The sequence below is a fragment of the Thioalkalicoccus limnaeus genome (assembly GCF_041197575.1).
In the GTDB taxonomy this organism is placed as follows: Bacteria; Pseudomonadota; Gammaproteobacteria; order Chromatiales; family Chromatiaceae; genus Thioalkalicoccus; species Thioalkalicoccus limnaeus.
In genome coordinates, this window is the sequence record NZ_JBDKXB010000004.1 from 221,774 (window position 1) to 247,545 (window position 25,772).

General features: G+C 65.5%; 21 protein-coding genes. 4 read left to right on the forward strand and 17 right to left on the reverse strand.

Annotated elements, in window-relative coordinates; translation table 11 throughout:
* Nucleotides 1–35 precede the first annotated feature (35 nt).
* Nucleotides 36–1,493, reverse strand: coding sequence for an NAD(P)/FAD-dependent oxidoreductase (locus tag ABC977_RS05300; protein WP_369666200.1), 1,458 nt, complete (start codon nt 1,491–1,493; stop codon nt 36–38).
* Between the two features lie 361 nt (nt 1,494–1,854).
* On the opposite strand from ABC977_RS05300, the gene ABC977_RS05305 reads away from it, so the two are divergent.
* Entirely contained in the window at nt 1,855–2,760 is a 906-nt protein-coding gene (locus tag ABC977_RS05305) for a phosphate-starvation-inducible PsiE family protein (protein WP_369666201.1), read from the forward strand.
* Here ABC977_RS05305 and ABC977_RS05310 read toward each other — a convergent pair.
* The 3 genes from ABC977_RS05310 to ABC977_RS05320 form a co-directional block, all read right to left on the reverse strand.
* Nucleotides 2,736–3,419, reverse strand: a complete 684-nt coding sequence (locus ABC977_RS05310) for a response regulator (protein WP_369666252.1) — start codon at nt 3,417–3,419, stop codon at nt 2,736–2,738. The two genes, ABC977_RS05305 and ABC977_RS05310, sit on opposite strands and share 25 nt — an antisense overlap.
* Nucleotides 3,420–3,435: 16 nt before the next feature.
* Nucleotides 3,436–4,908 (reverse strand): ATP-binding protein, encoded by a 1,473-nt coding sequence (locus tag ABC977_RS05315; protein ID WP_369666202.1) that lies wholly within the window; start codon nt 4,906–4,908, stop codon nt 3,436–3,438.
* A gap of 857 nt (nt 4,909–5,765) precedes the next feature.
* Nucleotides 5,766–7,370 (reverse strand): SulP family inorganic anion transporter, encoded by a 1,605-nt coding sequence (locus tag ABC977_RS05320; protein ID WP_369666203.1) that lies wholly within the window; start codon nt 7,368–7,370, stop codon nt 5,766–5,768.
* Nucleotides 7,371–7,735: 365 nt separating this feature from the next.
* Between ABC977_RS05320 and typA the strand changes: the two genes are divergently transcribed.
* The gene (typA, locus tag ABC977_RS05325) at nt 7,736–9,547 is read left to right on the forward strand and encodes a translational GTPase TypA (RefSeq protein ID WP_369666204.1); all 1,812 of its coding nucleotides are present in this window, start codon (nt 7,736–7,738) and stop codon (nt 9,545–9,547) included.
* Between the two features lie 156 nt (nt 9,548–9,703).
* On the opposite strand, the gene ABC977_RS05330 is transcribed toward typA, so the two are convergent.
* From ABC977_RS05330 to ABC977_RS05380, 11 genes are all read right to left on the reverse strand, one after another.
* Nucleotides 9,704–10,102: a response regulator transcription factor gene (locus tag ABC977_RS05330; RefSeq protein WP_369666205.1), complete on the reverse strand. Its 399-nt coding sequence runs from the start codon at nt 10,100–10,102 to the stop codon at nt 9,704–9,706.
* A 318-nt stretch (nt 10,103–10,420) separates the two neighbouring features.
* On the reverse strand, nt 10,421–11,257 hold the full coding sequence (locus tag ABC977_RS05335; RefSeq protein ID WP_369666206.1) for a trypsin-like serine peptidase: 837 nt from the start codon (nt 11,255–11,257) through the stop codon (nt 10,421–10,423).
* 4 nt (nt 11,258–11,261) lie between these two features.
* Nucleotides 11,262–11,849 carry a hypothetical protein gene (locus tag ABC977_RS05340; RefSeq protein ID WP_369666207.1) on the reverse strand — a complete coding sequence of 196 codons (588 nt, stop codon included), beginning with the start codon at nt 11,847–11,849 and terminating at the stop codon, nt 11,262–11,264.
* A complete protein-coding gene (locus tag ABC977_RS05345; protein WP_369666208.1) occupies nt 11,846–12,856 on the reverse strand; it encodes a DUF4438 family protein in 1,011 nt (336 codons plus the stop codon). The genes ABC977_RS05340 and ABC977_RS05345 overlap by 4 nt, the downstream gene beginning before the upstream one ends.
* A gap of 59 nt (nt 12,857–12,915) precedes the next feature.
* Entirely contained in the window at nt 12,916–13,743 is an 828-nt protein-coding gene (locus ABC977_RS05350) for a hypothetical protein (RefSeq protein WP_369666209.1), read from the reverse strand.
* A 22-nt stretch (nt 13,744–13,765) separates the two neighbouring features.
* Nucleotides 13,766–14,869, reverse strand: coding sequence for a hypothetical protein (locus tag ABC977_RS05355; protein ID WP_369666210.1), 1,104 nt, complete (start codon nt 14,867–14,869; stop codon nt 13,766–13,768).
* Between the two features lie 121 nt (nt 14,870–14,990).
* A complete protein-coding gene (locus ABC977_RS05360; RefSeq protein ID WP_369666211.1) occupies nt 14,991–15,527 on the reverse strand; it encodes a CBS domain-containing protein in 537 nt (178 codons plus the stop codon).
* Nucleotides 15,524–17,521 carry a hypothetical protein gene (locus tag ABC977_RS05365; RefSeq protein ID WP_369666212.1) on the reverse strand — a complete coding sequence of 666 codons (1,998 nt, stop codon included), beginning with the start codon at nt 17,519–17,521 and terminating at the stop codon, nt 15,524–15,526. Before ABC977_RS05365 ends, ABC977_RS05360 begins: the two co-directional genes overlap by 4 nt.
* Nucleotides 17,522–17,537: 16 nt before the next feature.
* Nucleotides 17,538–18,824: a hypothetical protein gene (locus tag ABC977_RS05370; protein WP_369666213.1), complete on the reverse strand. Its 1,287-nt coding sequence runs from the start codon at nt 18,822–18,824 to the stop codon at nt 17,538–17,540.
* A 70-nt stretch (nt 18,825–18,894) separates the two neighbouring features.
* The gene (locus tag ABC977_RS05375) at nt 18,895–19,626 is read right to left on the reverse strand and encodes a hypothetical protein (RefSeq protein WP_369666214.1); all 732 of its coding nucleotides are present in this window, start codon (nt 19,624–19,626) and stop codon (nt 18,895–18,897) included.
* A 30-nt stretch (nt 19,627–19,656) separates the two neighbouring features.
* Nucleotides 19,657–20,634 carry a serine/threonine-protein kinase gene (locus ABC977_RS05380; RefSeq protein ID WP_369666215.1) on the reverse strand — a complete coding sequence of 326 codons (978 nt, stop codon included), beginning with the start codon at nt 20,632–20,634 and terminating at the stop codon, nt 19,657–19,659.
* A gap of 476 nt (nt 20,635–21,110) precedes the next feature.
* Between ABC977_RS05380 and ABC977_RS05385 the strand changes: the two genes are divergently transcribed.
* Nucleotides 21,111–21,596, forward strand: a complete 486-nt coding sequence (locus ABC977_RS05385) for a L,D-transpeptidase (RefSeq protein ID WP_369666216.1) — start codon at nt 21,111–21,113, stop codon at nt 21,594–21,596.
* A 185-nt stretch (nt 21,597–21,781) separates the two neighbouring features.
* Nucleotides 21,782–22,498, forward strand: a complete 717-nt coding sequence (locus tag ABC977_RS05390) for a TVP38/TMEM64 family protein (protein ID WP_369666217.1) — start codon at nt 21,782–21,784, stop codon at nt 22,496–22,498.
* A 311-nt stretch (nt 22,499–22,809) separates the two neighbouring features.
* Here the strand turns inward: ABC977_RS05390 and hcp are convergent, their stop codons facing one another.
* Entirely contained in the window at nt 22,810–24,438 is a 1,629-nt protein-coding gene (gene hcp, locus ABC977_RS05395; RefSeq protein WP_369666218.1) for a hydroxylamine reductase, read from the reverse strand.
* 561 nt (nt 24,439–24,999) lie between these two features.
* Nucleotides 25,000–25,470, reverse strand: a complete 471-nt coding sequence (locus tag ABC977_RS05400) for an FKBP-type peptidyl-prolyl cis-trans isomerase (RefSeq protein WP_369666219.1) — start codon at nt 25,468–25,470, stop codon at nt 25,000–25,002.
* Between the last annotated feature and the right edge of the window lie 302 nt (nt 25,471–25,772).

A 25,772-nucleotide genomic window follows, 5' to 3' on the forward strand; every position in this document is an offset into this window, starting at 1 on the left:
GTCGATGGAAAGGAGCGAAAAGCCCGGCGTGATCGTCAATCGGGCAAGACCGACCAGCCGGGTCGCAGCTTGGCCTGATAGATGAAGACATGATGCAGGATGTACTTCATCCAGTGCCCGGCCAACCCGACCTCACCGAAGGTCAGGTCCATGTCGCGGCCGTAATCCGGGTATTTCTCGTAGTCGGGCACCACCGGGAAGACCGTCATCGTGGCCGCGGTGCCCTTGAAGATGTGCGAGCCCGTCGATGCGACGCAGGCCGCCCCGATCTCGGCCATCGATGCCGTGTGCGTCGGTTCCGCGGCGCCGTTCAGCATGTCTCGAATGCTTGCGGCGACGGCCTTGCCCATGCTGGCCGAGGGCATGCCGGTGCGAGGCGGTGTCGGGTTGATCGGCGTGCCGTTCGCGCTCTTCATCGGCTTGCTGATCAGATGCGGCGGCGCGAACGCGATGCCGACCGCGAAGATGTTCTTGTACTCGGGTGTCTGATAGGTTCTCGGCCAGTCGTCCTTGCTCCACTCCTCATAAGGCTTGATCCGATAGTCGGCGTCGACCTTCATGAAACCGTTGGGGGCGAACAGGCGTTCGGTGATCTCATTACCGGCCTTGTCGAAGGCCTCGAGCGGAACCCCGGCGAAGGGCGGGATCAGCATCGCGAAATCGTATTCGATCTCGTGCATGGTCCCGTCGAGCAGCTCGTAATGGATTCGGTCGGGTTCGATCCGGGTGACGTGGGCGCGGGTGATCCACTCCATGCCGCGTTCGACCATCAGGGACTCGGCGAAGATCTTGCCGTTCGTGATGTAGCCGCCGCGTTTGATATGGACGCCACCCATGCCGAAGTCGCCCAGCTCGTATTCGTTGCTGAGCCAGACGATGCGCGCCTTGTCACGAACCCTCGCCTCGCGCAAGGCGTGATCGATGTTGTAAATGTATTCGAAGGCCGCTCCCTGGCATGTACAAAGGCCATGGCCGGTACCGACGACCAGGGTCTTACGCTGTCCGGCCTGCATTGCCTTGATCGCCGCCTGCAGGCGCTCATTCGCGTCCTTGGCATGATCCGGCGTACAGACCGAAGTCGTGTAACCCTTTTCCGGTCCCAGGCCCGGTGTCGCATCGAAGTTGAGTCTGGGGCCCGTCGCATTGACCAGATAGTCGTAGCCGATGCGAGCCGTCTCCCCCACCTTCTGTGGATCCGTGTACTCGATGGTTACGTACGGGGTGTTGCTGTCCGGTCCCCCTTCCGGATGGATCGACAGGGCGCGGGCCAGGTGAAACTCGACGCCGATCTTGCGGTAGATCGGTGCCAAATCGAAGGTGACTTGGCGTTCGGTCATCTCGCCAACGCCGACCCAGATGTTCGATGGAATCCAATTCCACTTGGGTTTCGGGGAGGCCACGATGATTTGGTGTTCCTTTCCAGCCCATTTATTGAGGTAGCGGGCCACCGTGTGACCGGCGATGCCGGCACCCAGTATCAGTATTCGCGCCATACGGGACTCCGTGGTGAGACGACCTGGCAGCCAAGCGGCGGTTACCGCTTGGCTTTGGCGCCAGGAAAGTGGTGCGTGTCAAGGATCATGGGCCTGGCGGACGGTTCCAAGCACAGGCACGTGCGGGGCGCGTCGCGCATCGGTCTCGTCATTGACTACTCCCGATTCGATGCATCGGCTTGCGATCGGTTCACTCGCCCGCCCGCGGTGAGGGCGATGGACCGTGCGCGTGCGGGTCCTGGATCGCCCCTATCATAGCACCAGAGCCAGCGCCACCCGTGCAGGCCAGGCTGCACTCGTGGTCCCGGGGGCGGCGGGTGGCGACGCAGCAACGACGTGATGACCTTCATCGGGAGAGACCATGATCCAGATCCTTTACATCAGCTCCGCGACGCAGCCCATGTCGACGCAGGACCTGTTGGGACTTCTCGGGGAATGTCGCGAGAAGAACGCCGGGGTCGGTGTCACCGGCATGCTGCTCTACGGCAACGGGACCTTCCTGCAGGTGCTCGAAGGCGACGAGACGGTCGTCGACGATCTGTATGACCGGATTCGTCGGGATCCGCGTCACACTGACCTGCAGATCCTGCATCGCCGAGTGATCGAGCGACGCCAATACTCGGATTGGAGCATGGGTTTCAAGCGGCTCTCCGACCGCGAGCTGAAGGGGGTCGAGGGTCTGCGGGATTTTCACGAGAGCGACTTCACGCCGGCCTATCTACTTCAACACAGCGATGTCGTCGACAGCCTGATGGAGCATTTCCGCCGCGAGCGCGTCAAGTCGATCGGCCAGGGCGAACTCGGGGTCAACGAAGACGACCCGATGATCAACATTCTCCACCGGATCATTCGCGGGGCCGTCCGAGTCCTCGCGGTCCTGATGGTCGTGACCATCCTGTGGGGTGTCGTCGATGTCGTTTATGTCCTGTACACGAAAGTGCTGGGGCCATCCTTCATGGATTGGCAGGCGCGCGACATCATCGTGACCTTCGGCGCCTTTCTCGCGGTGCTGATCGCGATCGAGATCTTCATGAACATCACGCTCTATCTGCGCGATGATGTCATCCATGTCCGGTTGGTCATCGCGACGGCACTGATGGCGATCGCACGAAAGGTCATCATCTTCGACTTCGAGAAGATCGAGCCCATGTACATCCTCGCGACGGCCGCCGTGGTCCTGGCGCTCGGCATCGTCTACTGGTTGATGGACAACCGAACGATCGGGTTCGGTGGAGGCGCCCGTCACGGCGGCGGGCGTACCTCGTAACGGTAGCCGACACCGTAGACCGAGTGGATCAGTTCCTCGCCGGGCCGCAACTCGGCGAGCTTGCGCCGCAGCTTCTTGACATGGCTGTCGATGGTCCGGTCGGAGACGATGCGTTGGTCGCGATAGATCCGATCCATCAGGTGGTCGCGGCTGAAAACCCGGCCGGGCACCCGATGAAGGGTCGCGAGCAATGCGAACTCGACCGCGGTCAATTCGATCTCGCGGCCTGCGGCACGCACGCGCAGTTGGGCCTCGTCGAGTTCGATCGGGTCGTCGCCGTCCGGTGGCCCAGCGGCCGTGGCCCGGCGCAGCACGGCCTTGACGCGGGCGACGACCTCGCGCGGACTGTAGGGTTTGCAGATGTAGTCGTCGGCCCCGAGTTCGAGGCCGAGCAACCGGTCGATCTCCTCGACCCGCGCCGTCGTCATGATGATCGGCACCTGGCTGAAGCGGCGGATTTCGCGACACAGGCTCAGGCCATCCTGGCCCGGCAACATCAGGTCGAGCAGGATCAATGCGGGCGCCTGTTCGCGGACCCAGGCCACAACCTCCCGGCCGTCGCCGATCTGGTGGGTATGGAAACCGGCCGCCTCCAGATAATCGGCCAGCAGGCGGGCGAGGCGCGCCTCGTCTTCGACGATCAGCAGTGTGTCCATCATCATCGACCGCCCCTCCTCAGCGACGAATCGTCGGAAACTCGAGTCGGATCGCGAGTCCGCCGCTCGCCGCAGCGGCGGCGCTGATCCGGCCATCGTGGGCCGCAACGATGTTCCGGCAGATGGCCAGCCCCAGCCCGGCCCCGCCGCTGTCGCGGTTGCGCGAGGACTCGGCACGGTAGAGCCGATCGAACAGGTGCTCGAGGGCGGCGGCCGGCACGCCCGGCCCGGTATCTTCGAATAGGATGCTCAGCATCGCGCCCTCGCTGCATGCCGTCACCGTCAGGTGGCCGCCGGGATCCGTGTATTGAAGGCTGTTCTGCAGCAGGTTTCGAAAGAGCTGTGATAGCCGTTGTGCATCGCCCAGTATCCGGGTCGGCTCGGTCGAATCGGGCCGAAATCGGATCGTCAGCCCAGCCGCGGCGAAGCGCGCGGCGAAGGCCTCGCAATCGGCCGCGAGGATCGCGAGTGGATCGACCGGCTCCTTACGATAGCTCAAGGCCCCGAGATCCGTCATCGACAACTCGTAGAGATCCTCGACGAGGCGGCCGAGGCGCAGCGTGTCGGCATGCAGTGCCGCGATGGCCTCTTGATCGAGCAAGCGGACCCCGTCTTGCAGGGCCTCGATTTCAGCACGCAGCAGCGCGAGAGGCGTGCGCAGCTCATGCGAGATGTCGGCGACCCATTGGCGGCGAGCCTGTTCATGACGTTCGAGGGCCTGAGCCAGCGCGTTCAGGTCCTGGCCGAGGCGGCCCAGCTCATCGCCGCCATGCGTCACGGCGCGAGCCTGATAGTCACCCGCGGCCAGACGCCGCGTCGTCGCCTGAAAGCCGCTCAGTGGTTGCGCGAGGCGCCGTGCCAGCAACCACGCGAGCAGCCCGGAGAGCCCGATCATGCCGAGCGCGACGACGACCAGGGCCATCGTCTGGCGCTCGAGAAAGCGCAGCTCATCGACCTCCGTGATTACGGGCCCAGGCACCAGGGCCAGGCTTCCGACCGGGCGCCCGTCGACCGCCACGGGATAGCGTCGTGCGTTCGGCAGTAACGCCTCCCGGCCGTAGAGGATGGCCCCGTCGCCATCGAGGAGCATCAGACGCAGTCCGACCGGGGTCGGTTGGCCCCTGGCGTAGCGCTGCTCCAGCACATTTTCCGGGGGCCAGAGGCTGGTTTGTCGGTCGGTTCCCAGCCATTGGCGATGGCCTGGTTCCCCCGCCGAACGCCGGTAACGCCCATGGAGGCCGAGACCGCGCCCCGTCAGTGCACCAATCCACAGCGCGCGGTTGGTCGCCAGCTCCGACCAGCCATCGTCGCGCCTGTAGATCTCGGCGAGGCGTTGCGTCACCTGGTCGATGTAGTCCGCCTGCCGGGTCTCGGCCAGTTCGATGAGCCCCTGGCGAAAGGACCAGTGCGTGAACACGAGCATGGTCGTCGCGACCAGCAGGCTGGTCAGCAGCAGCGTCAGAAAGAGTTTGGTCCGGATCGAGAGGGTCACGGGTCAGCTCCGACGTACTGGTCTGATCTGTCCTTCTGCTTTCGACCACCGATGTTGGCGTGCGAGCCCGGCGCATCTCACCCCGCTGATCGCCGGACCTCGTTCGGGCGCCAGCAGGCGTCCGGCATCAGGTGCAGCGATCGATACCGGCCGCGTCGCCCGGTGCGCCCCGCGCTCCTGCCGAGTCCGCCCGTGAGCATGGCTAGCCGCGCGGTCCTCGGCGCACACGGATACCCACAGTTGTGCACATGCCGCGGAAACAGCCGCGAGACCGCGGTCCGCGGCCCGCGGTCTTTGGGTGTGGTTTTCCATAGCCATGTTTTTCAAGAAATTTCAAGATTGAAGGAAAACTGGTCAATCTGTTCGCGGCCCTTTTCCGACGGGCGGTTGCCGTCATTGGACAAGGCTTGTTCACAGAGTTATCCACAGCCTCTGTTGGTATCCCGGATTTTGGCTTAACCGGATTCTCTTTGCCGTTTCGTTTCTACTTTTTGCATAAAATATCATTTCTACGCATATGATATATATGCGTATACTGAGGAAAGGCGCCTGCTGACATGGCGGCCTGTCGCAAAAAACCCTGAGATGTCAGTGGATCGCGCTCAGACGCTCCCGAGGGAAGCATCTGAACGATTCGGCGCCTCCCGTGCAGGGCTGGAGCACCGCCGGGTTCCTGCGCGATGCGTATCGGTTCAGCAAGAATCGGTGCATTCGTAGGTCCGGTTAGCGTCGCATTACCCGACTTCGTGGGCTGGCAGGTGGCCCCGGATGCAACCGGTAGGGGCTTCCGGGTGCCCAGCCCAAGGTGTCGCCGAGCGCCCTCGCCCATGAGGAAATGGCACCAAACAGAATGCAGCTCATCGCCCATCCTCGGCTTTCAGAAGTCTCTCGGCTACCGCGATCGCCTCTTCTACCGAGTCGCAGATCTCCTCCTTCCTCAGGTGCTCTGTGACGCCGACGGCGTCGAGGGTCTTGCGGGTGTCCCCCGTCGCTCCGGCGAGCAGGATGCGCACCCTCTGTGCCTCGGCGCCGGTGATGACTTCGTCGATGGCCATGGCGGCTGTGACATCGATCCTCGAGGCGGCTTGCAGGTCGAGGATCAGGATCTCGCTGCCTGGGGACATCATGCCGATCTGACGAGTCAACCCGCGTGCCGACGCGTAGGAGTAGCGGCCTTCCAGGTGAATGACGAAGGCGCGCGGTTCCAGCGCGGCGAGGCGAAGGACCAGATCGGGGGCCAGACGGCCATGGTCGGCATGGACGCCCTTGAGCTCCTCGCGGCTCATCCAGTCGGCGGTCACGAGCGCGGCGACGATCAGGCCGACGGCCACGGCGGTAATCAGATCCACGAAAACGGTGAGACTCAGTGTGATGAGCATCACCGCCACCTTGTCGCGCGGCACCCGGCCGATGCGTTTGAGAAAGCCCCAGTCGATGATGTCCCAGCCGACCTTGAGCAGGATACCGGCCAGGACGGCCAGCGGGATGCGCTCGGCCAGCGGCGCCAGACCGAGCACCAACGACAGCAGGATCAGCGAATGCAGCATCCCCGAGCGTCGGCTGTGGCCCCCGGCGCGCACGTTGACCACGGTGCGCATGGTGGCGCCGGCGCCGGGCAGGGCGCCGACCAAGCCGGCGGCCATGTTGCCGATGCCCTGGCCCATCAGTTCGCGGCTCGGGTCATGACGGGTTCGGGTGATCGAGTCGGTCACCAGCGAAGTCAGCAGGCTGTCGATGCAACCGAGCAGCGCCAGCACGAGGGCCGGCTGCAGGATGCGGGCTAGGTCATCGAGTGCCACCACCGGCAGGGTCAGCGTCGGGAGTCCGGTCGGCACTTCGCCGATGACCGGCACCGTCCCGAACCAGAACAACGCCAGAAGGGTCCCGGCGATCAAGGCGGCCAGCGGCGCTGGGAACAGGCGGTTCAACGCCGGGGGCCAGAGCACCATGATGGCCAGTGCCACGAAGCCGACGACCAGCGCCTGGACATTGATGTTGGCCATCGCATCGGGCAGAAGACGCAATGCGGCCACTGGTCCGCCGGCACCATCGGCGCCGAGCAACGGCAGCAGCTGCAGCACGATGATGATGATGCCGATGCCGGACATGAAGCCGGAGATCACCGAATAGGGCGTGTAGGCGATGTAGCGCCCGACCCGGATCACACCGAGAAGGAACTGAATGGCACCGCCGAGGAATACGATGGCGAAGGCCGTGGCCAGGCTGTCGGCGTATTGCGCCACCACGGCGGCCATCACGACGGTCATCGGCCCGGTCGGTCCGGACACCTGGGCCGGGGTACCGCCGAACAGCGACGCAAAGAAGCCGACGGCGATTGCGCTGTATAGACCCGCCATGGGGCCGAGTCCGGATGCGACGCCGAAGGCGAGCGCGAGTGGCAGCGCGATCACGGCCGCCGTGATGCCACCGAAGACATCGCCACGCAGGGTCTTGTGTTGCATACAGGTAGTGGGAAGGGTAAACCCTTAATGCTACGCTTCGCCCGAGGTTTTGTCCGGTCCCGTATGCAAGCGTCCTTTGACCTGGTCGAGAACCATCCGGGTTGCCATGTGGCGCGCGGCTTGCGGACGCTGGCTCCCACCGCGGTACCCTGGGCACGGCGCGGCACGACGACCCGGCGCGGATTCGCGGTTCCCCGATATCGATGGCGCCCGGCGTCGAGTTTTCCCGTTGGGCGGGCCGGATCGGCTATAATCGCGCTCCCATTGGCTCCGACGATCTCCCTTTCGCGGCTCGGGGATACCCCGGTCAGCGGACCTTTCGGCCCAGCCCCTTCATCCAGCCCGCGCCTTGGAGCGCCCCGCGCGTGATCGAGCAGCTTCGAAATATCGCCATCATCGCCCACGTCGATCATGGTAAAACCACCCTTGTCGATCAGTTGTTGCAGCAGTCGGGGACACTCGGCGAGCGTTTCGGGCCGGTCGAGCGCGTGATGGACTCCAATGATCTGGAGCGTGAGCGCGGCATCACGATCCTGTCGAAGAACACAGCGCTTCGCTGGCGCGACTACCGCATCAATATCGTGGATACACCGGGCCACGCGGATTTCGGCGGCGAGGTCGAACGGGTCCTGTCGATGGTCGATTCGGTGCTGCTGCTCGTCGACGCGCAGGAAGGGCCGATGCCGCAGACCCGCTTCGTGACCAGCAAGGCCTTCGCGCACGGCCTGCGGCCGATCGTCGTCATCAACAAGATCGACCGGCCGGGCGCCCGTCCGAACTGGGTGATCGATCAGGTCTTCGAGCTGTTCGACCGGCTCGGAGCGAACGACGAGCAGCTCGATTTCCCGATCGTCTACGCGTCGGCGCTGAACGGCTATGCGGGATTGACCGATGATGTCTCCGGCGGCGACATGACGCCGCTGTTCGAGGCCATCGTCGCGCATTGTCCGCCGCCGGATGTCGACCCGGAGGGCCCGTTCCAGATGCAGATCTCGACGCTCGATTACAGCTCGTTCGTCGGCGCGATCGCGATCGGGCGCATCCGGCGCGGCCGTGTTCGGCCGAATCAGCCGATCGTCGTCGTCAAGCGCGAGGGCGATCGCCAGCGGGCCCGGATCGGTCTCGTCTATGGGTACCTCGGGCTCGAGCGCTTCGAGGTCGCGGAGGCCAGCGCCGGCGACATCATCGCGCTGACCGGGATCGAGGCGCCCAACGTCTCCGACACCCTGTGCCATCCGGAGCTGGTCGAGCCGTTGCCGCCGCTGGCCATCGACGAGCCGACCGTGACCATGACCTTTCAGGTCAACACCTCGCCGTTCGCCGGCCGCGACGGCAAGTACCTGACCTCGCGTCAGCTCAAGGAGCGGCTCGAGCGCGAGCTGATCCACAATGTCGCACTGCGCGTCGAGGAGGGTTCGGACCCGGAGAAGTTCCGCGTCTCCGGACGCGGCGAGCTGCACCTGTCGATCCTGCTCGAGAACATGCGGCGCGAGGGCTACGAACTGGCCGTCTCGCGTCCCGAGGTCATCTTTCGCGAGGTCGACGGCGAGATCTGCGAACCCTACGAGCAGCTCACCGTCGATGTCGAGGAGGGCTCGCAGGGGGCCATCATGCAGGCCCTCGGCGAGCGGCGCGGCGAGCTCAAGGACATGGTCCCGGACGGTCGTGGTCGGGTGCGGCTCGACTACGAGATCCCGTCGCGCGGCCTGATCGGGTTTCAGACCGAGTTCATGACGCTGACCTCGGGCACCGGCCTCAAGTACCATGTCTTCGACCACTATGGCCCGGCCAATCGCGGCGGCATCGCGCCGCGCCGCAACGGCGTGCTGATCTCGAACGCGACCGGCAAGGCGCTCGGTTATGCGCTGTTCAACCTGCAGGAGCGGGGTCGCATGTTGATCTCGCCCGGCGAGGAGGTCTACGAGGGCCAGGTCGTCGGGATCCATTCGCGCGACAACGACCTGACGGTCAATCCACTGAAGGCCAAGCAGTTGACGAACATCCGCGCCGCCGGCTCGGACGAGAACATCCTGCTGACGCCGCCGATCCGCTTCACGCTCGAGCAGGCGCTGGAGTTCATCGAAGACGACGAACTCGTCGAGATCACGCCGCGCGCGATTCGCGTCCGCAAGCGTTACCTGAAGGAGCACGAACGCAAGCGGGCGAGCCGGTCTTGACGAGCTCGATAGCGCTGCTATCCGCGCGCTGATGGTGTTCGGGCGTCGGCGGCTGATCTCGCAATGGCGCCATACAGCGTTGTCGTTTGCGTGCGGCCACCCGCGCTGGGGCATTTCGCAGGGGCGGGCAGGCGCCGTCGGCGGGTCGCAGGGCGGTCAATGATCCCTGGCCGCGAGCACCCGAGCGACCATCGCCGCGCGTGTGCGCACGCCGAGCTTGACGAAGATGCGTCGAAGGTACGAGGAGACCGTCCATTCACTGAGGCGAAGCCGATGCGCGATCTGTTTGTTGCCGTGCCCCTCGGCGACGAGTGCGGCCACCTGCAGTTCGCGCGGGGTCAGCAAATCCACTGGCGCGGGCAAGGGGTTTGGATCCTTGCTCGGTGCTGCGCGCAGTATCAGATACCGGTGCCCGAACAGCGAGCAATTGCCGATCACCTGCCCGGCGATCGGACGGCTACCAGTGGGACCCGAGGACTCGTTCCCTGATACCTCTTCCTCTGGCACGACCGCGCAGAGGGTCTCCCGGATCCGGAACTCGACGATCGCCTTCATGACATGGTTCCTCGTCCGTTAAGCGAAGGAGGGCCGAAGCTGCCATGCGTCCCGCGGTCGAGCCTTGCTGCTTCTCTTTTTGGTCGGAAATGACGATAGCACAAACGGTATCGGAATTGATCCTCGATGACCGTGAGCTTTTCCCGACGTCGACGCTGGCTGACCGGTTTGGGTACCAAGGAGCCTGGCAGGCTTTGGTGGGTTTTGGACTCGTCTCCTCTCGGTTCAAGACGAGCCGCCGCCATCGTCGGTCGCGTCAACGCAGCTTGCCCCGGGACATCGACGGCCGAGTCGCGCCAATCGCCTCTTCCTCGGTCGTCAGAGGACGCGCTGCATCGGCCTTCGGTCCTCGATGACGCGTTGCGGGTCGCGCAGATTCTCCGCGACGTCGCGGGTCACGCGCACGCCGCTGTTCATCAGGCCTGGCGGGGCCAGGACCGTGCCTTTGGCGCAGCCATAGGAGCGGCCGCGCTCGTCGAGGATCCCGGAGGTATGAATCCCGACGACCGCCGGGCCCCCGTTGAGGCTAGCCCAGATCGGACTGCCGCTGTGCCCGGGGCAGGTGTCGACCGTGTAAAACAGACGTCGCGGTGAAAACCGCCTGAGGCTTTCACTGTGATGCCAGAGGCTGCCGACGGGGCGATCGGCCGGATATCCGGCGACGGTGAGCGGCGTGCTGCCGCGCAGCCGCGCCATGTCGGCATCAGTCAGCACCTGCACGGGGAGAAAACGGGTGATACCTGGAAAGGGTTGCGGCAATACAATGAGCCCGTAGTCGTGGGCCTGGCGCTCGGCCGGGGAGCGGGCCTCGATGAAGCGGCGCGGGACGTAGGCCGCTGCGGCCATCTGTGCGCCGTACGGAAAACGGTCGCGATCGGCGCGGCCCGGTACCACGCGAACCCGCACCGGCGGCCGGCCGAGTTGCAGGCTATACAGGCAGTGCGCGGCGGTCAGTACCTTCCGCGGCCCGATCAGCGCGCCGCTGCAGCCGCGCCACATCTGGTCACCGAAATCCCGGCCCAGGTGGCAAACGGTGTTGTACGGGAAGCGTGCGGTGCGGGCCTCGTGGATCCGGTTGTCCGTCGGGCCGACCAACGCGTAATCCTGTTCGTCGAGCCCGGCCGGTGTGTCGAAGAATTCGAAAGCCGAAACCATCGGATCACGCCTCGGGGTTCTCGTCGAAGCCACCGGCCGGGTCGACGGGTGTCGCCGCCTCGGCATGGCCGAAAGGGAGGGCGGCAGCGTCGTCCGTAGGCGGTCGGAAACAATCATCCGGATCAGCGGTCAAGCGCTCCCAGATGTGCTCGAGGATGATGTCGGCCGTCGGACGCGCGGACAGGAACCCCACGGCGCGCGTGATGAAGGCGCGTTCCTCGGTATCGAGCAGCTCGGCGCGCTTCGTGTTGGTGTCACTCGAGGTGGCGGCCTCGGCCGGCTCGGTGAACAAGGCTTCTACACCTTCGCCGAAATCCTCGGGCGCTGGTTCGCCAGAGAGCTTGGCCGTCGATACTCGCCGGCGTGCACCCGGCTGATCACCAGTGACCGAGGTCTGTGCCGGACGCTCGCCGCACTGCTGCCGCAGCGGGGCCTTGGGCGTACCCCCGACGGGTTTGTCTTGCCGTGGTCTGTCCCGATGTCCAGTCAGGGATTCGATCTCGGCGAGGACCAGCGCATCCAGGTCGATGAGCCCAGGGGCTTTGCCCGGCGGCCGCATGGATCTCGGTTTCGTCGCGTGCTGTCGGTTCATGAGCAGGTCTCCAGGGACCAATGGACGGTTTCCCGAGGTCCGGCCAGTTCCTCTGGCGCGGCCGCTGGGGCGAACCGCGTAGTGATCCGCAAGGCGCCGGCGGCCTCTCGTCGCGGGAAGCGACCAGTGCGGCCGATCCCCGGTCGCAGTTCCAGGATGCGGGCCAGATTCGCGGTCGGGTCATGGATCGGCTCGAGCGCGTAGTCCGGGCCTGTCATCAGCTTGATCAGGCCAGGTCCATGGCCTTCGCGCGGGCTGTCACCATGCGTGATGACCCCGATCGTCGTATAACCGGGGCGTTTGGTCGCGGTCGAGCGCCCGTCGAGATCCTCGACCGCGATCAGGTCGCCGAAACGCAGCCGATCCAGGCGATAACGGTGCCGCGTTGCGGGATCGGCAAGTGGCAAATCCGTATGACCGGGGCAGGGTTCTTGGGCGCAGACACCGGTGACCATGATCCGACCCGGGACCCGGTGCGCGACAGGCACTGCCAGACGGTGCGACCGCGAACGCAGGCCCCAGCGCCGCAGCAGCGGGGGCGAGCAGTTGAACAGCCGCAGCTCGGCGTGGTCCAGAAGCTTCAGCCCCATGCCGTGCGCGTAGACCTGGATCCGATCACCGAGACGCAGGCGCCGGATCACGGGATCGGCGAAGTCGACCGATACCTGGTTGACGCCATGCACCTTGCCCGTCACGATGCCACGCCGGCCCGCGCAGGGTCCGCTCACCACGCGCGCCAGATTGCCGATGCAGACGTAGCCGTTGAGGGCCAGGTTCGCCGCGTCCGGCCGACCGCGCAGAGCGCGTTGGCGGTTCTCGATCGCGACCCCGGGCGTCAGTCGGTCGGCGGCCAGACCGACGCAAAGAGCCCCGATCCGGTGGCTGATCACGATGCCCCCGGGTCCGGGCAGCAGGCCCGCAATCCCGTCGCGGTTTCCGGTCCGATCTTGTGTCGGGGATGCGACCTCGCCGACGACCGCGACCATGACCAATTGATCGAGGTTCATCCGAGGCGCGCCGGCCCGTCGGCGCGCCGACGGCAGAGGCGGAGCGAGCGGAGGTCGTTTCATGGCAGCCGATACCAAAAGGCGGTCGCGTCCTGCCAGAGGTCGTCGGCGCTGTCGGATAGCCTGTCGGCGCCGAGGTCTGGCGCAGGCTCGCCGGGGATCTCCGGCAGGAAGGCGCGCGGCGCGACCAGGTGAACGAAGGTCAGATCGAGGCCGGTCCAACAGAGTTCGAGGACCCCGCTTCGGGCGAGCACCGGCGTCAGCAGGCGGCGCAGCGGTTGCGATGCGACCGCGCCGACCTCGTGACTTTCGATGCCGCAGGTCGCAAGCAAACTGGCGAGTGCGGGGACACCTTGGTCCGGTTCGGCTAGCGTCAGGATCAGCGGGCGATAGCGGGCCATCGCTGCCGCGAGTGCGGTCGCGTCCATCGCTCCGCCCAGCAGGGGTAGCGCCGGTTCCATGTCTGGGGAGACATGCAGTAGGCGCCGCTCGAGGGCCGCTCCAAGCCGCTCGAAGCGCTCGATGACCTCCGCGTCCACCTCCTTCGGTAAGCGGGATTCGTGCATGGCGTCGCCTGCCCAGTAGAGCTTCACGGCCGAGAGGCCGAGATCGAGCCGCACCCGCTCCCACTGCGCGAGTGCGCGTGGGTCCGGCGCCCGCCCTGGGCTGGACGCGAACGGATCCGTCAGCAGGTCTGCCGGGCACCGCTGGTAGTGCGCGGTGTTGTCGAGAATCGACCAGAGTCGCGGCACCAGGCAGACCCGCAATTCCTCGGCGAGGCGCAGCGCGAGCATCGGGCCCTGTGTCGCTAGAGCAAGCCGGATGTCGAGGACGCAGAGCCAGCCTTTGGAATCGACTGTGACCTGGAATGGTGGCAGTGGGCCCATGGCGGTGCTCCTCGCTCAGGGGTCAAGACGCGAGGGCCAGCGATGGCGGCCGCTTCTTGATGCCGAGCGTCGAGCGCAACGCGGTGCCGACCCCGGGGAAGGCTCGTCCCTCGGCCGTCATCCGATAGGCGGCGATCCAGGCCTCGGCATGCGCGCCGAACGGCCGCGCCTCGGAGCGGAACACGAGCGGGTCAGCGGTCGTCTCGAAATCCTGGTCGGCGATCCATTGCAGGATGCGCCGGCCGCTTTCGGCCATCTTCGCGCGTTGCGAGAGCTCCGCCATCCCGCCGAGATGTCGGTTGCTGACCACCTCGATCACATCCCACTTGGTGTTCGCGTCGAAGGCCTTCTTGATGTCGGGCTGGTCGAACAGATCGAGCAGCGTGTGCAGGTAGTGGCCGGTCTCATGGGTCAGGGCCAGGATGTTGCCGTAGCTCGAACGGTCCAGCGCGAAGCGCAGGTCGGTGCCGAGCCGCTGGATGCTGGCCAGATTTCCGAAGGGCCGGTCGTCGATGTCCTGCGAGCCGCGGATCACCTCGCCGACGGTCAGATCGCGGAAGTATTGGGCCATGGCTGCCATGAAGGCGACGAGCTGGCGATGGAATCCCTGATTGACGATGGCCCCGGCCGGCGCCGGCGCGTTGCCGTAGTTGAACACGCGGCGGTACGCGATCATGCGGTCGCGCAGCGCGTAGCGCAGCGGCTTCCACTTTTCGAGGATATAGAGCGCCCGCGCACCGGGTCCGCGCTGCACGCGCATCCGGCCCAACTGGAAGAGCTGCCGCAGCACGTCGGCGACCTGAAAGGCCTTCATCCGCTCGTGCTGATAGATGTAGTAGAGCTCGGCGGAGGCATGGAGCTGGCTCGGGATCACCGACTCGTCGAAATCCGGCACCAAATGGGCATAGGCCAGGTCGCCGAACGGCAACACGCCTTTGGCGCCGAAGCCGATCAGATCGGCGAAGCCAGCGGCCGCATCCCCGGAGGCTCCCTGCTGCAATTCGCCGAAACGCCGCTCGAACTCGCCTTCGAGATGCTTGCGCTCCTCCGGCGGGAGCTGCGCCAACTGCTCGCGCAGGAAGCGCTGCCAGAGGCGGGTGATGGTTTCGTAGTTTTCGTAAGCCATGGTCGTTCCCCGTCGTCAGCCGGCTCGGTCTTGCGACATGACGGCCTGTTGATGTCTTGGAACCGCTACCGATAGTGCCCGCGGGCGATTCGGCTCGGGGCAGTCCACGTCTTCGTGCAACTCAACGCGCCGATGAAGAGCCGGCGCTTGCCATCGCCGTCAGCTCTCGGCCGATCCAGCGCAGGAGCATGCCGGTCGTCAAGATCCCGATTGGTCTGCTCTCCTTCGTGACGATCAGTCGCTTGATCCGATGATCGTCGAAGGATCGAATCGCCTCTGCAACCGAATCGTCATGGCTTATGCAGAACACCTTTTTTGCCGGGATCAGATAGGACGCGGAAGTCTTTTCGAGGCCCTCATCCAGAATGGCTTGGCGTACTTCGGTGGCGCATAGGATGCCTGCGAATACGGTGTTCTGGAAAACGATCAGCATGCCGACATGATGCGCGTTCATGGCCGCGAGTGCTTCACGCATCGATTGATCCTTCTGGATCGCGGCAATCGCGATCGGAACATCGCCGATGGTTTCGTGAACCCGACGCTGTAGGATCAGGGCATCGACCAAGTTCCCTTGGCCTTCAATCGCCAAGGCAGCTCGGCCGATACCGTTGCTCATGGTCTGCAGGGTGGAAAAGACTGCGGGACCTCTCGATTTCATGACTCACCTCCGCCCTCGGAATCACGCCAGTAGGTGAAGCCCGCAAGGCTGGTCTCGAAATGCGGCGGGATATCCGGCTTGAACTGATCGCAGCGCTGATCGATGTGCACGGCGTCGATCGCCGCGGCCAAGAGTGCGGCTGTTGGGGTCAGTTCGTTGCCATTGAATCGGAGGCAGGAGGGGGCCATGGTCCGCAAGAGGCTGACCCAGCCTTGCTCCATCGCCTGCTGGAGACACAGCTCCTGGTGCATCTGGCGGCAGACCTCGCGGTGCTCGATCAGTGTCGTCAATGCCTGTGGCGGAACGACGGCGATGTGTTCGATGTCGAGGTTCGGATCGCTGCCTATCATTGCGGATATCACTTCACGTACCTCCTGTCCGAGGTCCTTGAAGCTAATGCATTCGTAGCCGGTGATAGGCGCTGGCTGCGACTGGATCTTGAATGCGTCGAGCTTCCATGGTCTCGTCAATGGCGGGGTACCGTTGTTGCAAACGGGGTGATCGCCTTTCCACCAAAGCAGGTCGCGGATATTCCGGAGCGACACATCGAGCGCCGATGCAGGTGTAACACACGTCAGCCCTTCGCAGGTGGCCACAAGGGCGGTATTGTTTACGTCCGATGCCGGCGGGCAGACCGCCTTGCGTTTCCCGCCCAGCCAATCCTCGTTCTCATCGATCAGCAGATCGATCAATACCCCATAGGCCGCCGCTCGCTGCTCGGGCTCTTGGGTGTTGGTGGAGCCCAGCGCATAGAGATCGATCGCGCGATCCACGTCATAGAGGATCTTGTCGAGCATGATCTGACACCTGACCTGCTCGGTCGAGCAATTGCAACCCAGATAGCAGTCCAATTCATTAGCGAGGCGCCCGCGTTCGAGAACGAGTTCGATCAGTCGGGCCGTGGGCGCGTCTGGTCCACTCATGCCGTAGAGGCCGTAGAACACGATCGGTGGGCGGGCGATGTAGAGTAGGCGTGCACCGCTGCTGCCGTGCTCGAAGGCATCCAGGAACAGCTGGATCGCGCTGAGGTAAGCGGCGAGCGGTGGCGACTCGGGGTCCACCAACCGGGCGGCCAGCATGATCAGGCGTCGGAAACGCTCCAACAGGATGTGGGACATGGAGCCGAGGGCACGGAGGTCCTCGCCTGTCCCGGCGGTCGACCAATGCAGCAGTTGGTCCAGCGCTCGCGCGACATAAGTCTCTTCGAACAGTGTGCGCAGATCGGAGTGGCCGCTTACCTCGAGACGTTGCACGAACTGGCGATAGGCGACCAGGCCGCGTGGCCAATCGTTCGGTCCGTAGCTCTCCTGGCTTGTCCCGATCAGATTGCGCAGCGCATAGATGACCGCGTCGCGTCGCCCCTGCAACTCGCTGGCCGGTGCCTGCAGCAGGAAGCGTGCGCCCCCCTGGCCGGTGTTGGCGATGGCGTCGCCGAGCAGGACCAGGATCATCGCCGAGACCTCGTCGAGACTCTTGGCCAGGTGGCGATAGGACGGGCTGAGGTTCGGTGTCAGGGCGCCGACGTAACGAGCCAAACGGGCATAGCCGCAGAGCATCCGGCGCGCGGACATGGCCGCATCGCGCTGCCGGGGGTCCATGCCGAAACGGGCCGCCGCGGTGCCCTCGGCGACGACTTGATGAATAGACGTGGACCAGCCGTGCAGCTCCGCGCGGATGTCTTTGAGCGAGGCGTTTGCCATCAGCGCCTGGAGGTCGCGATCCACGTCGTCCTTCGCCTGCCTCAATTCCAGGTCAGAGGAACCGATGCCCGGGTCGCTGATCGCGATCGGGCGCTGCGGTACGAAGGGCAGACCAGATCGCTCTTGCTCCAAGGCCTGGCGTTCGTCGACATACCGCTCCCGCAGCGCCTTGGAGATGGCCTCGGGGTCGCGTGGATCGCTGACCCGCAGGTGCCGGCGGATCAGGTTGTCCAACGCGACGGCGGCCTGGGAGCGCTCGACGGGCAGCGGGCTGGTAGGGGTCTGTTGGCTCATGGTCTCACCTCGATGCTCAGGCGGCGATGGCAAGTGGATTCTGGGTGGCGGCGCGCGGGGCCTTGGTCGGGTCGGCCAGATGCCGGATCACCAGGTCGGACAAGGGGCCAGCCGGGGCACCCAAGCCAAGCGCGTAACGGCTGGCACTGACCAGGAAGCGGGGCGGGAGGTCGGTTGGCACCTGGTTGTTGGCCAGCGACCGGGCCGCGGCGCGAATCGCGTGTTCGTCGGCCTGGCGGAATGGGATCACGTCGGCTAGGGCCCGTTGCGCCAGGCCTCGCCGGGTCTGAAAGGCGACCTCGTCGACCACGGCCGGGATCACGTCGCCGGCCGTCGCGAGCAGCACCGTCGGAATCCGGTGGTCACGCGGCAGGCGGTAAAGGGTACGCCAGACCTCTCTCACGCGCGCCGCTTCAGCGTCGAAGCCCATCCGGGTCAGCATCTCGGCGAGGATCATCGCGCGCAAGTAACCGGTTGGATGAGCGCCGCCGGGTTGATAGGTCAGGGTGCGTTGAACCGGATGGGCAAGAAAGTCCAGCATGCCCCAGGCCGCCGCCGGCCCGCCGAGCAGCAAGGCGGCGAGATCGGCGAAGATCTCCTTGTGCCAGCGTCGATAGATGCTGCCGACCAGGGCCGGCGCGCGCGATCGTGCCAGCCTGTGGACCACGGCGTCCTGGTTCTTTTGCCATAGACCCAAGTCGGCCTGCAGGTTGTGTGCGACCTCGTGCAGGAAGACCGCCTGCCAGGGGTTGTCGCGGTCCCACGGGATGCGGATCAGCGGGAACGGATTCGGTTCGCCGAGCAACCGCGACAGCGCAATCCCGCGGCGGGTCGTCGCCGGCGAGTAGCCGTGCTCCATATAGGTCAGCGGCTTCAGCATAGGCCCGCGAAACACCAACGGCGCGGCCTGGCGCACCGCGGCGTAGCAGTCCACGGCGATCGCGTCGTGTGCGGCCAAGGCGGGTGCGAAGGCCGATCCGCGCTGACTGAAGACCTCGAAGAACATACCGAAGGCTCGCCGGGCCCGGTCGATCTCACGCTCGACCAGGGCCAGATAGACCAGCACCCGGTCGGGCGTCGAGCGCCGCCAGTTGGCATCGAGGTACGTCAACCGGGCCGTCACATGCCGGTCGATGGCCCGCAGCCGTCGGTTGGCCGCCGCGAAATGGGCGGCCGAGGGCGCGTAGGGGCGATCCTGGGCCCTCAGCCCAACCCTGTGTGGCGTCAGCTTCGACAGGCGCCGGGCGCGGGCGACCAGCGTTCGGACCTTGTCGTGCAGGAAGGGTTGTACCATCGCCGGCATGACCATCACCAAGTGTCCAGTCAGATGCACGTCGCGTTCAGGCCGAGCCCTGCTCACGCCCCGCATTGCCTCAGTTGAGCCGGGTTCGCTGCGCCAACCTGGGTGCCCGAGCGATCGCACGGCGCACCTGCTGCGGGTTGCTCATGACCCGGGCGGTGTTTCGGGCAAGCTGCCGCACCGCCGCCCGTCCGCTGACCGGGCGACCCTGGGCCGCCTGTCGGGCGATATCGGCCGCGGTGCGGCGCACGACGGCGCCGCTGGTTCGCAGCAGTTGCCGGGCCGTCGGATTGGCGTGGATCGCGCGCGCGGTGCCGGCGAGTCCCCGAATCAGGTGCGGAGCGACCCGCATCACGGCTCGACCGCCTTGTGGCAGCAGGCGCGCGGCCATCGGGACCAAAGCGCCTAGAAAGGCTTCGGCCTCGGCCTCGTCGTCGGCTTCGGCGGCGAAGGCGGCGAACTGGTCCATCTGATCCGGGAGGAGACCCGACACCCCACCGCCGACGGTGTTGCCGAGAATGCCACCGGCTACGGCACCCCCAGGGCCACCCAGCCCCGCGCCGATGGCGGCCCCAGCTGCTGTGCCGGTGCCCTGAATGGCTCCACGGGCGGCATTCAGTGCGACGCGCCGCTGCACGGAGCCTGGCCGGGTCAGCCAGCCCCAAGCGCGCCCAAGAAACTCGTCATCTTCGAAGCCGAACCCGTCGTCTTCGAAGTAGGTCCCCTCGCCGAAGGCGTCGAAATCCAGTCCAGCATCCCATTCATCGAACAGCTCGGCTTCGAATTCGTCATAAGGCTCGTACATGGTGCGTCTCCAGCCCTTGTGGACGTTGGTTCAGGCTGCGGTGATGGTGATCCGCGCGGGCCCTTGGATCGTGAAGCTGCGCGGTCGTGTCGAGGTGGAGGAGCGTGTCGCCACCGCGACCCGCTGCCGGGCAGTGGGCGACGGGCGAGCGAGTTTGCGGGTCAGAGCCGGGCTGCGGGCCACCTTGGCCGTCGTGCGTCGCACCGCCTTGACCGCTGTCGCGGGTGGAGTCGCCCGTGCCGCGGCCGTGCGCGTGACGCTTCGGGCGATTTTCGGCATCGCACGAACGGCCGCTGGGCCGCGGTTGTTGGTCAGGGTGCGAGTGGCTCCAGCCATCTGCCTGACGACCTGTTTACGGGCCGACGGAGACAGCCGCGCACTTTGGGACTTGAGCACGGTCCGTGCAGTCAGGCCCGCCACGATCGGCATGGCCCGAGGGTCACGGGCGGCCATCTCGGCGAACGCATCGAGTGCTTCTTCCTCTGTGGCCCCTTCGGCACGCAATTGCTGCACCAGATTCGCCCCGCGTCCCACCAGGCCCGCGACCCTTCCGACGGCCTGAGCGGCCGGGTGCGGTATGAGGCTCGCAACGCGCGAGACACCGCCGGCGATGCGGCCGATCGTCGGTGCGGCGCGGCGTATCCCCCGCACCGCGCGCCGCCCGACGCTGACCAGTCCGCGTGCCAATCGGCCTAGGAACTCATCGGCATCCTCAGCGCCGAGCGCATAGGCCATGACATTCTCGAGTGCCTCGTCGGCATCGGCGTAATCGTCCTCGTAGGCCTCGAAATCGAGGGAGTCGTCGGTCTCGAAATCGTCCATGGCTTCGATATCGAAGTAAGACTCGTCCTCGTAGGAATCCTCGCCGAAGGAATCGGCGAAATCGTCTTCGAAATCGCCTTCGAAGCCGTCCATGCCGAGTCCGTCGAGTTCGTCGCCGATCAACGCGGCCCCTTCGGCCTCCTCGGCTGTGAAGTCGTCATAAAGGTCCTCTTCGAATGCACCCATGGCGCTGCCTCCTCATCGAGGTTTCTCGGATATTCAGGAATCCTGGAAAGCCGAGCCCCGGATCGCGCGGGAAACGGCGCCAGCTTTCGACCGACGACAAGTCGTCGCGGAATAAGCTTGCGATCTGAACGCCGGCTGCGCTAGCGCACGATCCTGGGCGCACGGTCAGGGTCACGCGTTCGTGCTTAGGGATGTCCCGACCTCGGGTTAGCGGCGCGTTTGTAAAACGGGTTCTGGGGCCTCATCGTCAGGGGATGAGTTGGCGGATGGGTTCAAGGGTTCGCGCAAGCGTCAACTGGTATCGGATCGTCGTGGTCGAGGTGTCGCGCACTCGTGCGCCGCCGATACGACGCGGTTGAGGGTGTTGAACGATGGGCAGACGCCGGGGTCGCTTTGGCGACGACCATGTCGATTGGCGCGGTCGGTTAGGGTTGAAGGGTCCAGTCTGGCGTTCGGGCAATGGGTCGACGTGGGTTGTGTTCGTTGCCCTGGCGCTGCTCGGTGGGTGCGCGAAACCCTCCCTGGGGCCAGAGCGGGCGATGCCGGTGACCGCGCCGGTGGCGGCTCCAGTGGCACCCGTGGAGGACCCTCGCCTTCAGGCGCCGCCGGCCAAAGAACGGTCCTTGACGATCCTGCTGGATACCCAGCAGTTCGAGTACCGCGAGGACGGGCGCCTGTTCGCGCGCGGCGAGGTCTCGGCCGGTAAGGCCGAACACCCGACCCCGCGTGGCCAGTTCCGGGTCCTGAGCAAGGATCGCTACAAGCGCTCGGGCAGCTACACCAATTACTTCAACAAGCCGACCCCGATGCCGTACTCGTTGCAGTTTTACGGCCCTTACTATGTGCACGAGGGTTGGCTACCGGGCCACCCGGCCTCGCGCGGCTGCGTGCGTCTGCATTACGAGGATGCGCGGCTGTTGTTCGAACGGATGCGGGTCGGAGACCGCATCGTCATCCGATGAACGCGCACGAACCGGGGGCGGTCGTCGGGTGGGGTCGACGACATGGATCCACGGGAGCCGCCGAGCGACAATGCGCTGCGGCGGGAAATCACAGCGACACGACACGCGGCTCAATCGATAATAGACGATGCGCGATCGGTTGATCGCAGGTCTTCCCGCCCGTGCCGGATGCAGGATTCGCGGTCATGAGCAAACAGCTTGCACGGTGGTTGTCTCTCGGAGCGCTGGTCGTTGCCGTGGGCGTAGCGTTCCTCTATCGCGAGCAGCTCGATCCCGCGGCCATCCAAGCCTGGGTCGCCTCGGCCGGGCCGGCCGGACCCTTGGCCTTCATCCTGGTCTACGCCCTCGCCGCCGTGCTCTTTCTTCCCGGCTCGGTCCTGACACTGGCGGGTGGCGCCTTGTTCGGCCCGCTTTGGGGCACCCTCTTCAATCTGACCGGTGCCACACTCGGCGCGGCGCTTGCGTTTCTCTTCTCGCGCCACTTGGCGGCCGGGTGGGTCCGCCGGCGCCTTGGAGCACGCGCCAACCGCCTGATCGAAGGCGTCGAGGCCGAAGGCTGGCGATTCGTCGCCTTCACCCGTCTGGTGCCGCTTTTCCCATTCAACCTGCTCAACTACGCGCTGGGGCTGACCCGTATCCCCTTCCAACACTATGTCCTCGCGACCGCCGTCTGCATCCTGCCCGCGGCGTTGGCCTTCACCTGGCTCGGCTATGCGGGCCGCGAGGCGCTAGCTGGTGGCGAAGGGCTGATCCGAACCGGCCTGATCGCGCTCGCGCTGATCGCGGTCGTCGTCTTCCTGCCGCGTCTGGTCATCCGGCTGCGGGGCCGGGCGATGCCGAACAACCCCCCGACCGAGGAGACGTCCGGCTCCTCGGGGAGGTCCATGTCTCGACGAGGGTAGAACATCATCCCGGCTTCCGTTTCCGGCTTCCGTTTATCCTCGCCGACCCGCCCCTCGGTCGGATCCTCATGAGAGATTCGCGCGATGCTGGTGCGGAGGTTTCCGGAGTGACCGGTCCGATCGCCGGTGGCCGGCTAAACGGATCAGCCGCCCCATCCCTGCCGCATCAGGTTCTCTACATCGCGCCGCGCGAGGACGGTGGCGCAGTCGCGCCAGGCGTCATCACTGGGCCGGATGCTGTCGTTGTAGCGCAGGTCGAAGCCGGCCGCCCGACCCGCTCGCTGCCAGGCGGGCACGCGGCGGAGCGACGCTCAGGCCCCCGCCATCATGGCTTGCACGTCCGTCTCGACCTCGTCGATCGGCTTGATGTCGAATGCCTCGATCAGCACCTTGGCGACGTTCGGTGATAGGAAGGCCGGCAGGGTCGGGCCGAGGCGGATGTGCTTGACGCCCAGATGCAGCAGCGCCAGCAGCACGATGATCGCCTTCTGCTCGTACCAGGCGATGTCGTAGGAGATCGGCAGCTCGTTGATGTCGTCGACGCCGAAGACCTCCTTGAGTTTGAGCGCGATGTAGGCCAGCGAATAGGAGTCGTTGCACTGCCCGGCGTCGAGCAGGCGGGGAATGCCGCCGATGTCGCCGAGATCGAGCTTGTTGAAGCGATATTTGGCGCAGCCGGCGGTCAGGATCACCGCGTCCTGGGGCAGGGCCTGAGCGACGTCGGTGTAGTAGGAGCGCTGCTTGTGGCGCCCGTCGCAACCGCCCATGACAATGAAGCGCTTGATCGCGCCGGTCTTGACGGCCGCGACGACCTGCTCGGCCAGGGCCATCACCTGGGCGTGGGCGAAGCCGCCGACGATCTCGCCGCGTTCGAGCTCGGTCGGTGGTGCGCAGGTCTTGGCCAGCTCGATCAGCGCCGAGAAATCTTTCGCGCCGCCGGCAGGACGGTCGGCGATGTGTCGGGCGCCCGGCCAGCCGGCCTGGCCGGTCGTGAAGAGGCGGTCGCGATAGGCGTCCTTGACCGGTGTGATGCAGTTGGTGGTCATCAGGATGGGGCCGTTGAAGGCGGCGAACTCCTTGTCCTGCTGCCACCAGGCGTTGCCGTAGTTGCCGACGAAGTGCGGATATCTCTTGAAGGCCGGGTAGTAGTGCGCCGGCAGCATCTCGCTGTGCGTATAGACATCGACCCCGGTGCCCTGGGTCTGCTCGAGCAGCTCTGCGATGTCCTTCAGGTCGTGCCCGGAGATGAGAATCCCCGGGTTGCCGCGCACGCCGATGTTGACCTTGGTGATCTCGGGATGGCCGTAGGCACGGGTGTTGGCCTCGTCGAGCAGGGCCATGGCCGTGACGCCGACGGCACCGCACTCTTGCACCAGCGCGAGCAGCGCCTCGACGCTCAGGTCGCGCGTGGTGGCGGCCAGCGCCGCGATCATGAAGTCGTAGATGTCGGGCCTTTCGCAGCCGAGGATCGCGGCGTGGTCGGTGTAGGCCGCCATGCCCTTGAGCCCGTAGATCAGCAACTCGCGCAGCGAGCGGATGTCTTCATCGGCCTGCGCCAGCACGCCCACGACCATGCCCTTGGCGTCGTACTCGGCCGGCGTGCCGGTCCAGTTGACGGCGTCCAGATGGCTCGCGTAGCCGATCTGTGCCTTGAGCTCGTCGCGGCGCGCGATTGCGGCCTGGATCCGCGCCTCGAGCCGCGCGTCATCGAAATTGGCGTTGGTGATCGTGAGGAAGAGCGCCTCCGTGATGAAGCGTCCCGCGCCCTTGTCGGGCTGGCCGCGCTTGCCGGCCTGTTCGGCGACCACCGCGAACCCCTTGAGCAGATGGACCAGGAGATCCTGGAGGTGGGCGGTCCTGGAGTGCTTGCCGCAGATCCCCGTGGTGGTGCAACCGTACCCCTTGGATGCCTCTTCGCATTGGAAACAGAACATGCTCATCGGAAACTCGCTCATCGTTGGTCGGAGGAAGGACGTCGATGGCAACCAGCCTGCCAGCTTGTTCAACAAAGCGACTTGATTCGGGTCAAGGCGTCCGGGTCGGCACGGGGCCGTGAGACGGAGGAGCCGAGGGGCAAGGGTCGAGGATCTCGTTTCATCTCTGCTTCCTGAGACGGCTGGGCGCCGTGCTGTCTGGATGCCCGGGGCAATGACCGAGCGCCGCCCGCGTACGCTGGGTCAGAAAGTCGTGCGACAGGCGGCCTTCTGGTCGGGATCACCACCAGATCGTACACTCGTCCGCCCCGCTCATTGTGGTCCGCTGTTCCGGTTGCACTCCCCTCCAGCGCGTGCTCCGAGTGTCGATGAATGCGCGACGGCGGGTCGTTCGAGCTCCGAGGGGAAGTCAGGGTCGCAGCGCTTCACCCGACATCGCGTTGTTGCACGATGTCGGCCGTCACAAGGAGGTCGATGGCCACGATCGAGCACTTCACGGAGATAGGTGGGCTCGCCGCGATAACATTTACGTGATTCACGATCCGTCGCCGACCAGCAGCCTGAGGATCAGGAGGGTCGTCGGAACGGCGGTGCGGCCACCGATGTCGATGCCCCGATTCGAACGAGCTCGAGATCGAAGGTCAGGTCATGGCCGGCAAGGGGGTGGTTGCCGTCCATGATCACGTTCTCGTCGTCGAGGGCAACGACCGTGAAATTTGCGGTCTCCCCCTCGGGGCCCTGAGCCCGCAGCCGGGTACCGACTCGCAATTCGACCTCCACATCGATCATGTTGCGCGGCACCGTCAAGTTCATCGCCCCGTCGAGCTCGCCGAAGGCGTTCTCGCATGGGATGGTGATGGTTTTCCGCTCACCCTCGTGCATGCCGAGGATGGCTTCCTCGAAGTCCGCCAGCATCGTGCCTCGACCGATGGTGAATTCGAGCGGTTCTTGGTCGCGTGAGGAATCGAAGTGGGTTCCATCGGCCAAGGTGCCGCTGTAGTGGACTTTGACCGTATCACCGGGCTTGGCGGTTGCCATGACTCTTTCTCCGGTCATCGAAGTGTTCGACGGGATCCAGACCGGCTCCAGATGCGGGTGCGGTCTCCCCGCGGCCAGTCGACCCTGATGGTTCGTCCCGAAGGTGTTTGGGGCTTTCGTCGCGTATCTTCGAGGGTCTGCGATACGCCTGACTCCGAATTGGGTGCATAAGGAATCGAGTCGTCGAGGACCGTGGATCATCAGTGCCTCAGATCGGTAAGGTGCAGGTGCGGAGACGGGAACACAAGGCTTGCCCGAAAGAGCTCCGGGTCAGCGTCCGTCTATCGATTCGACGAGCGACC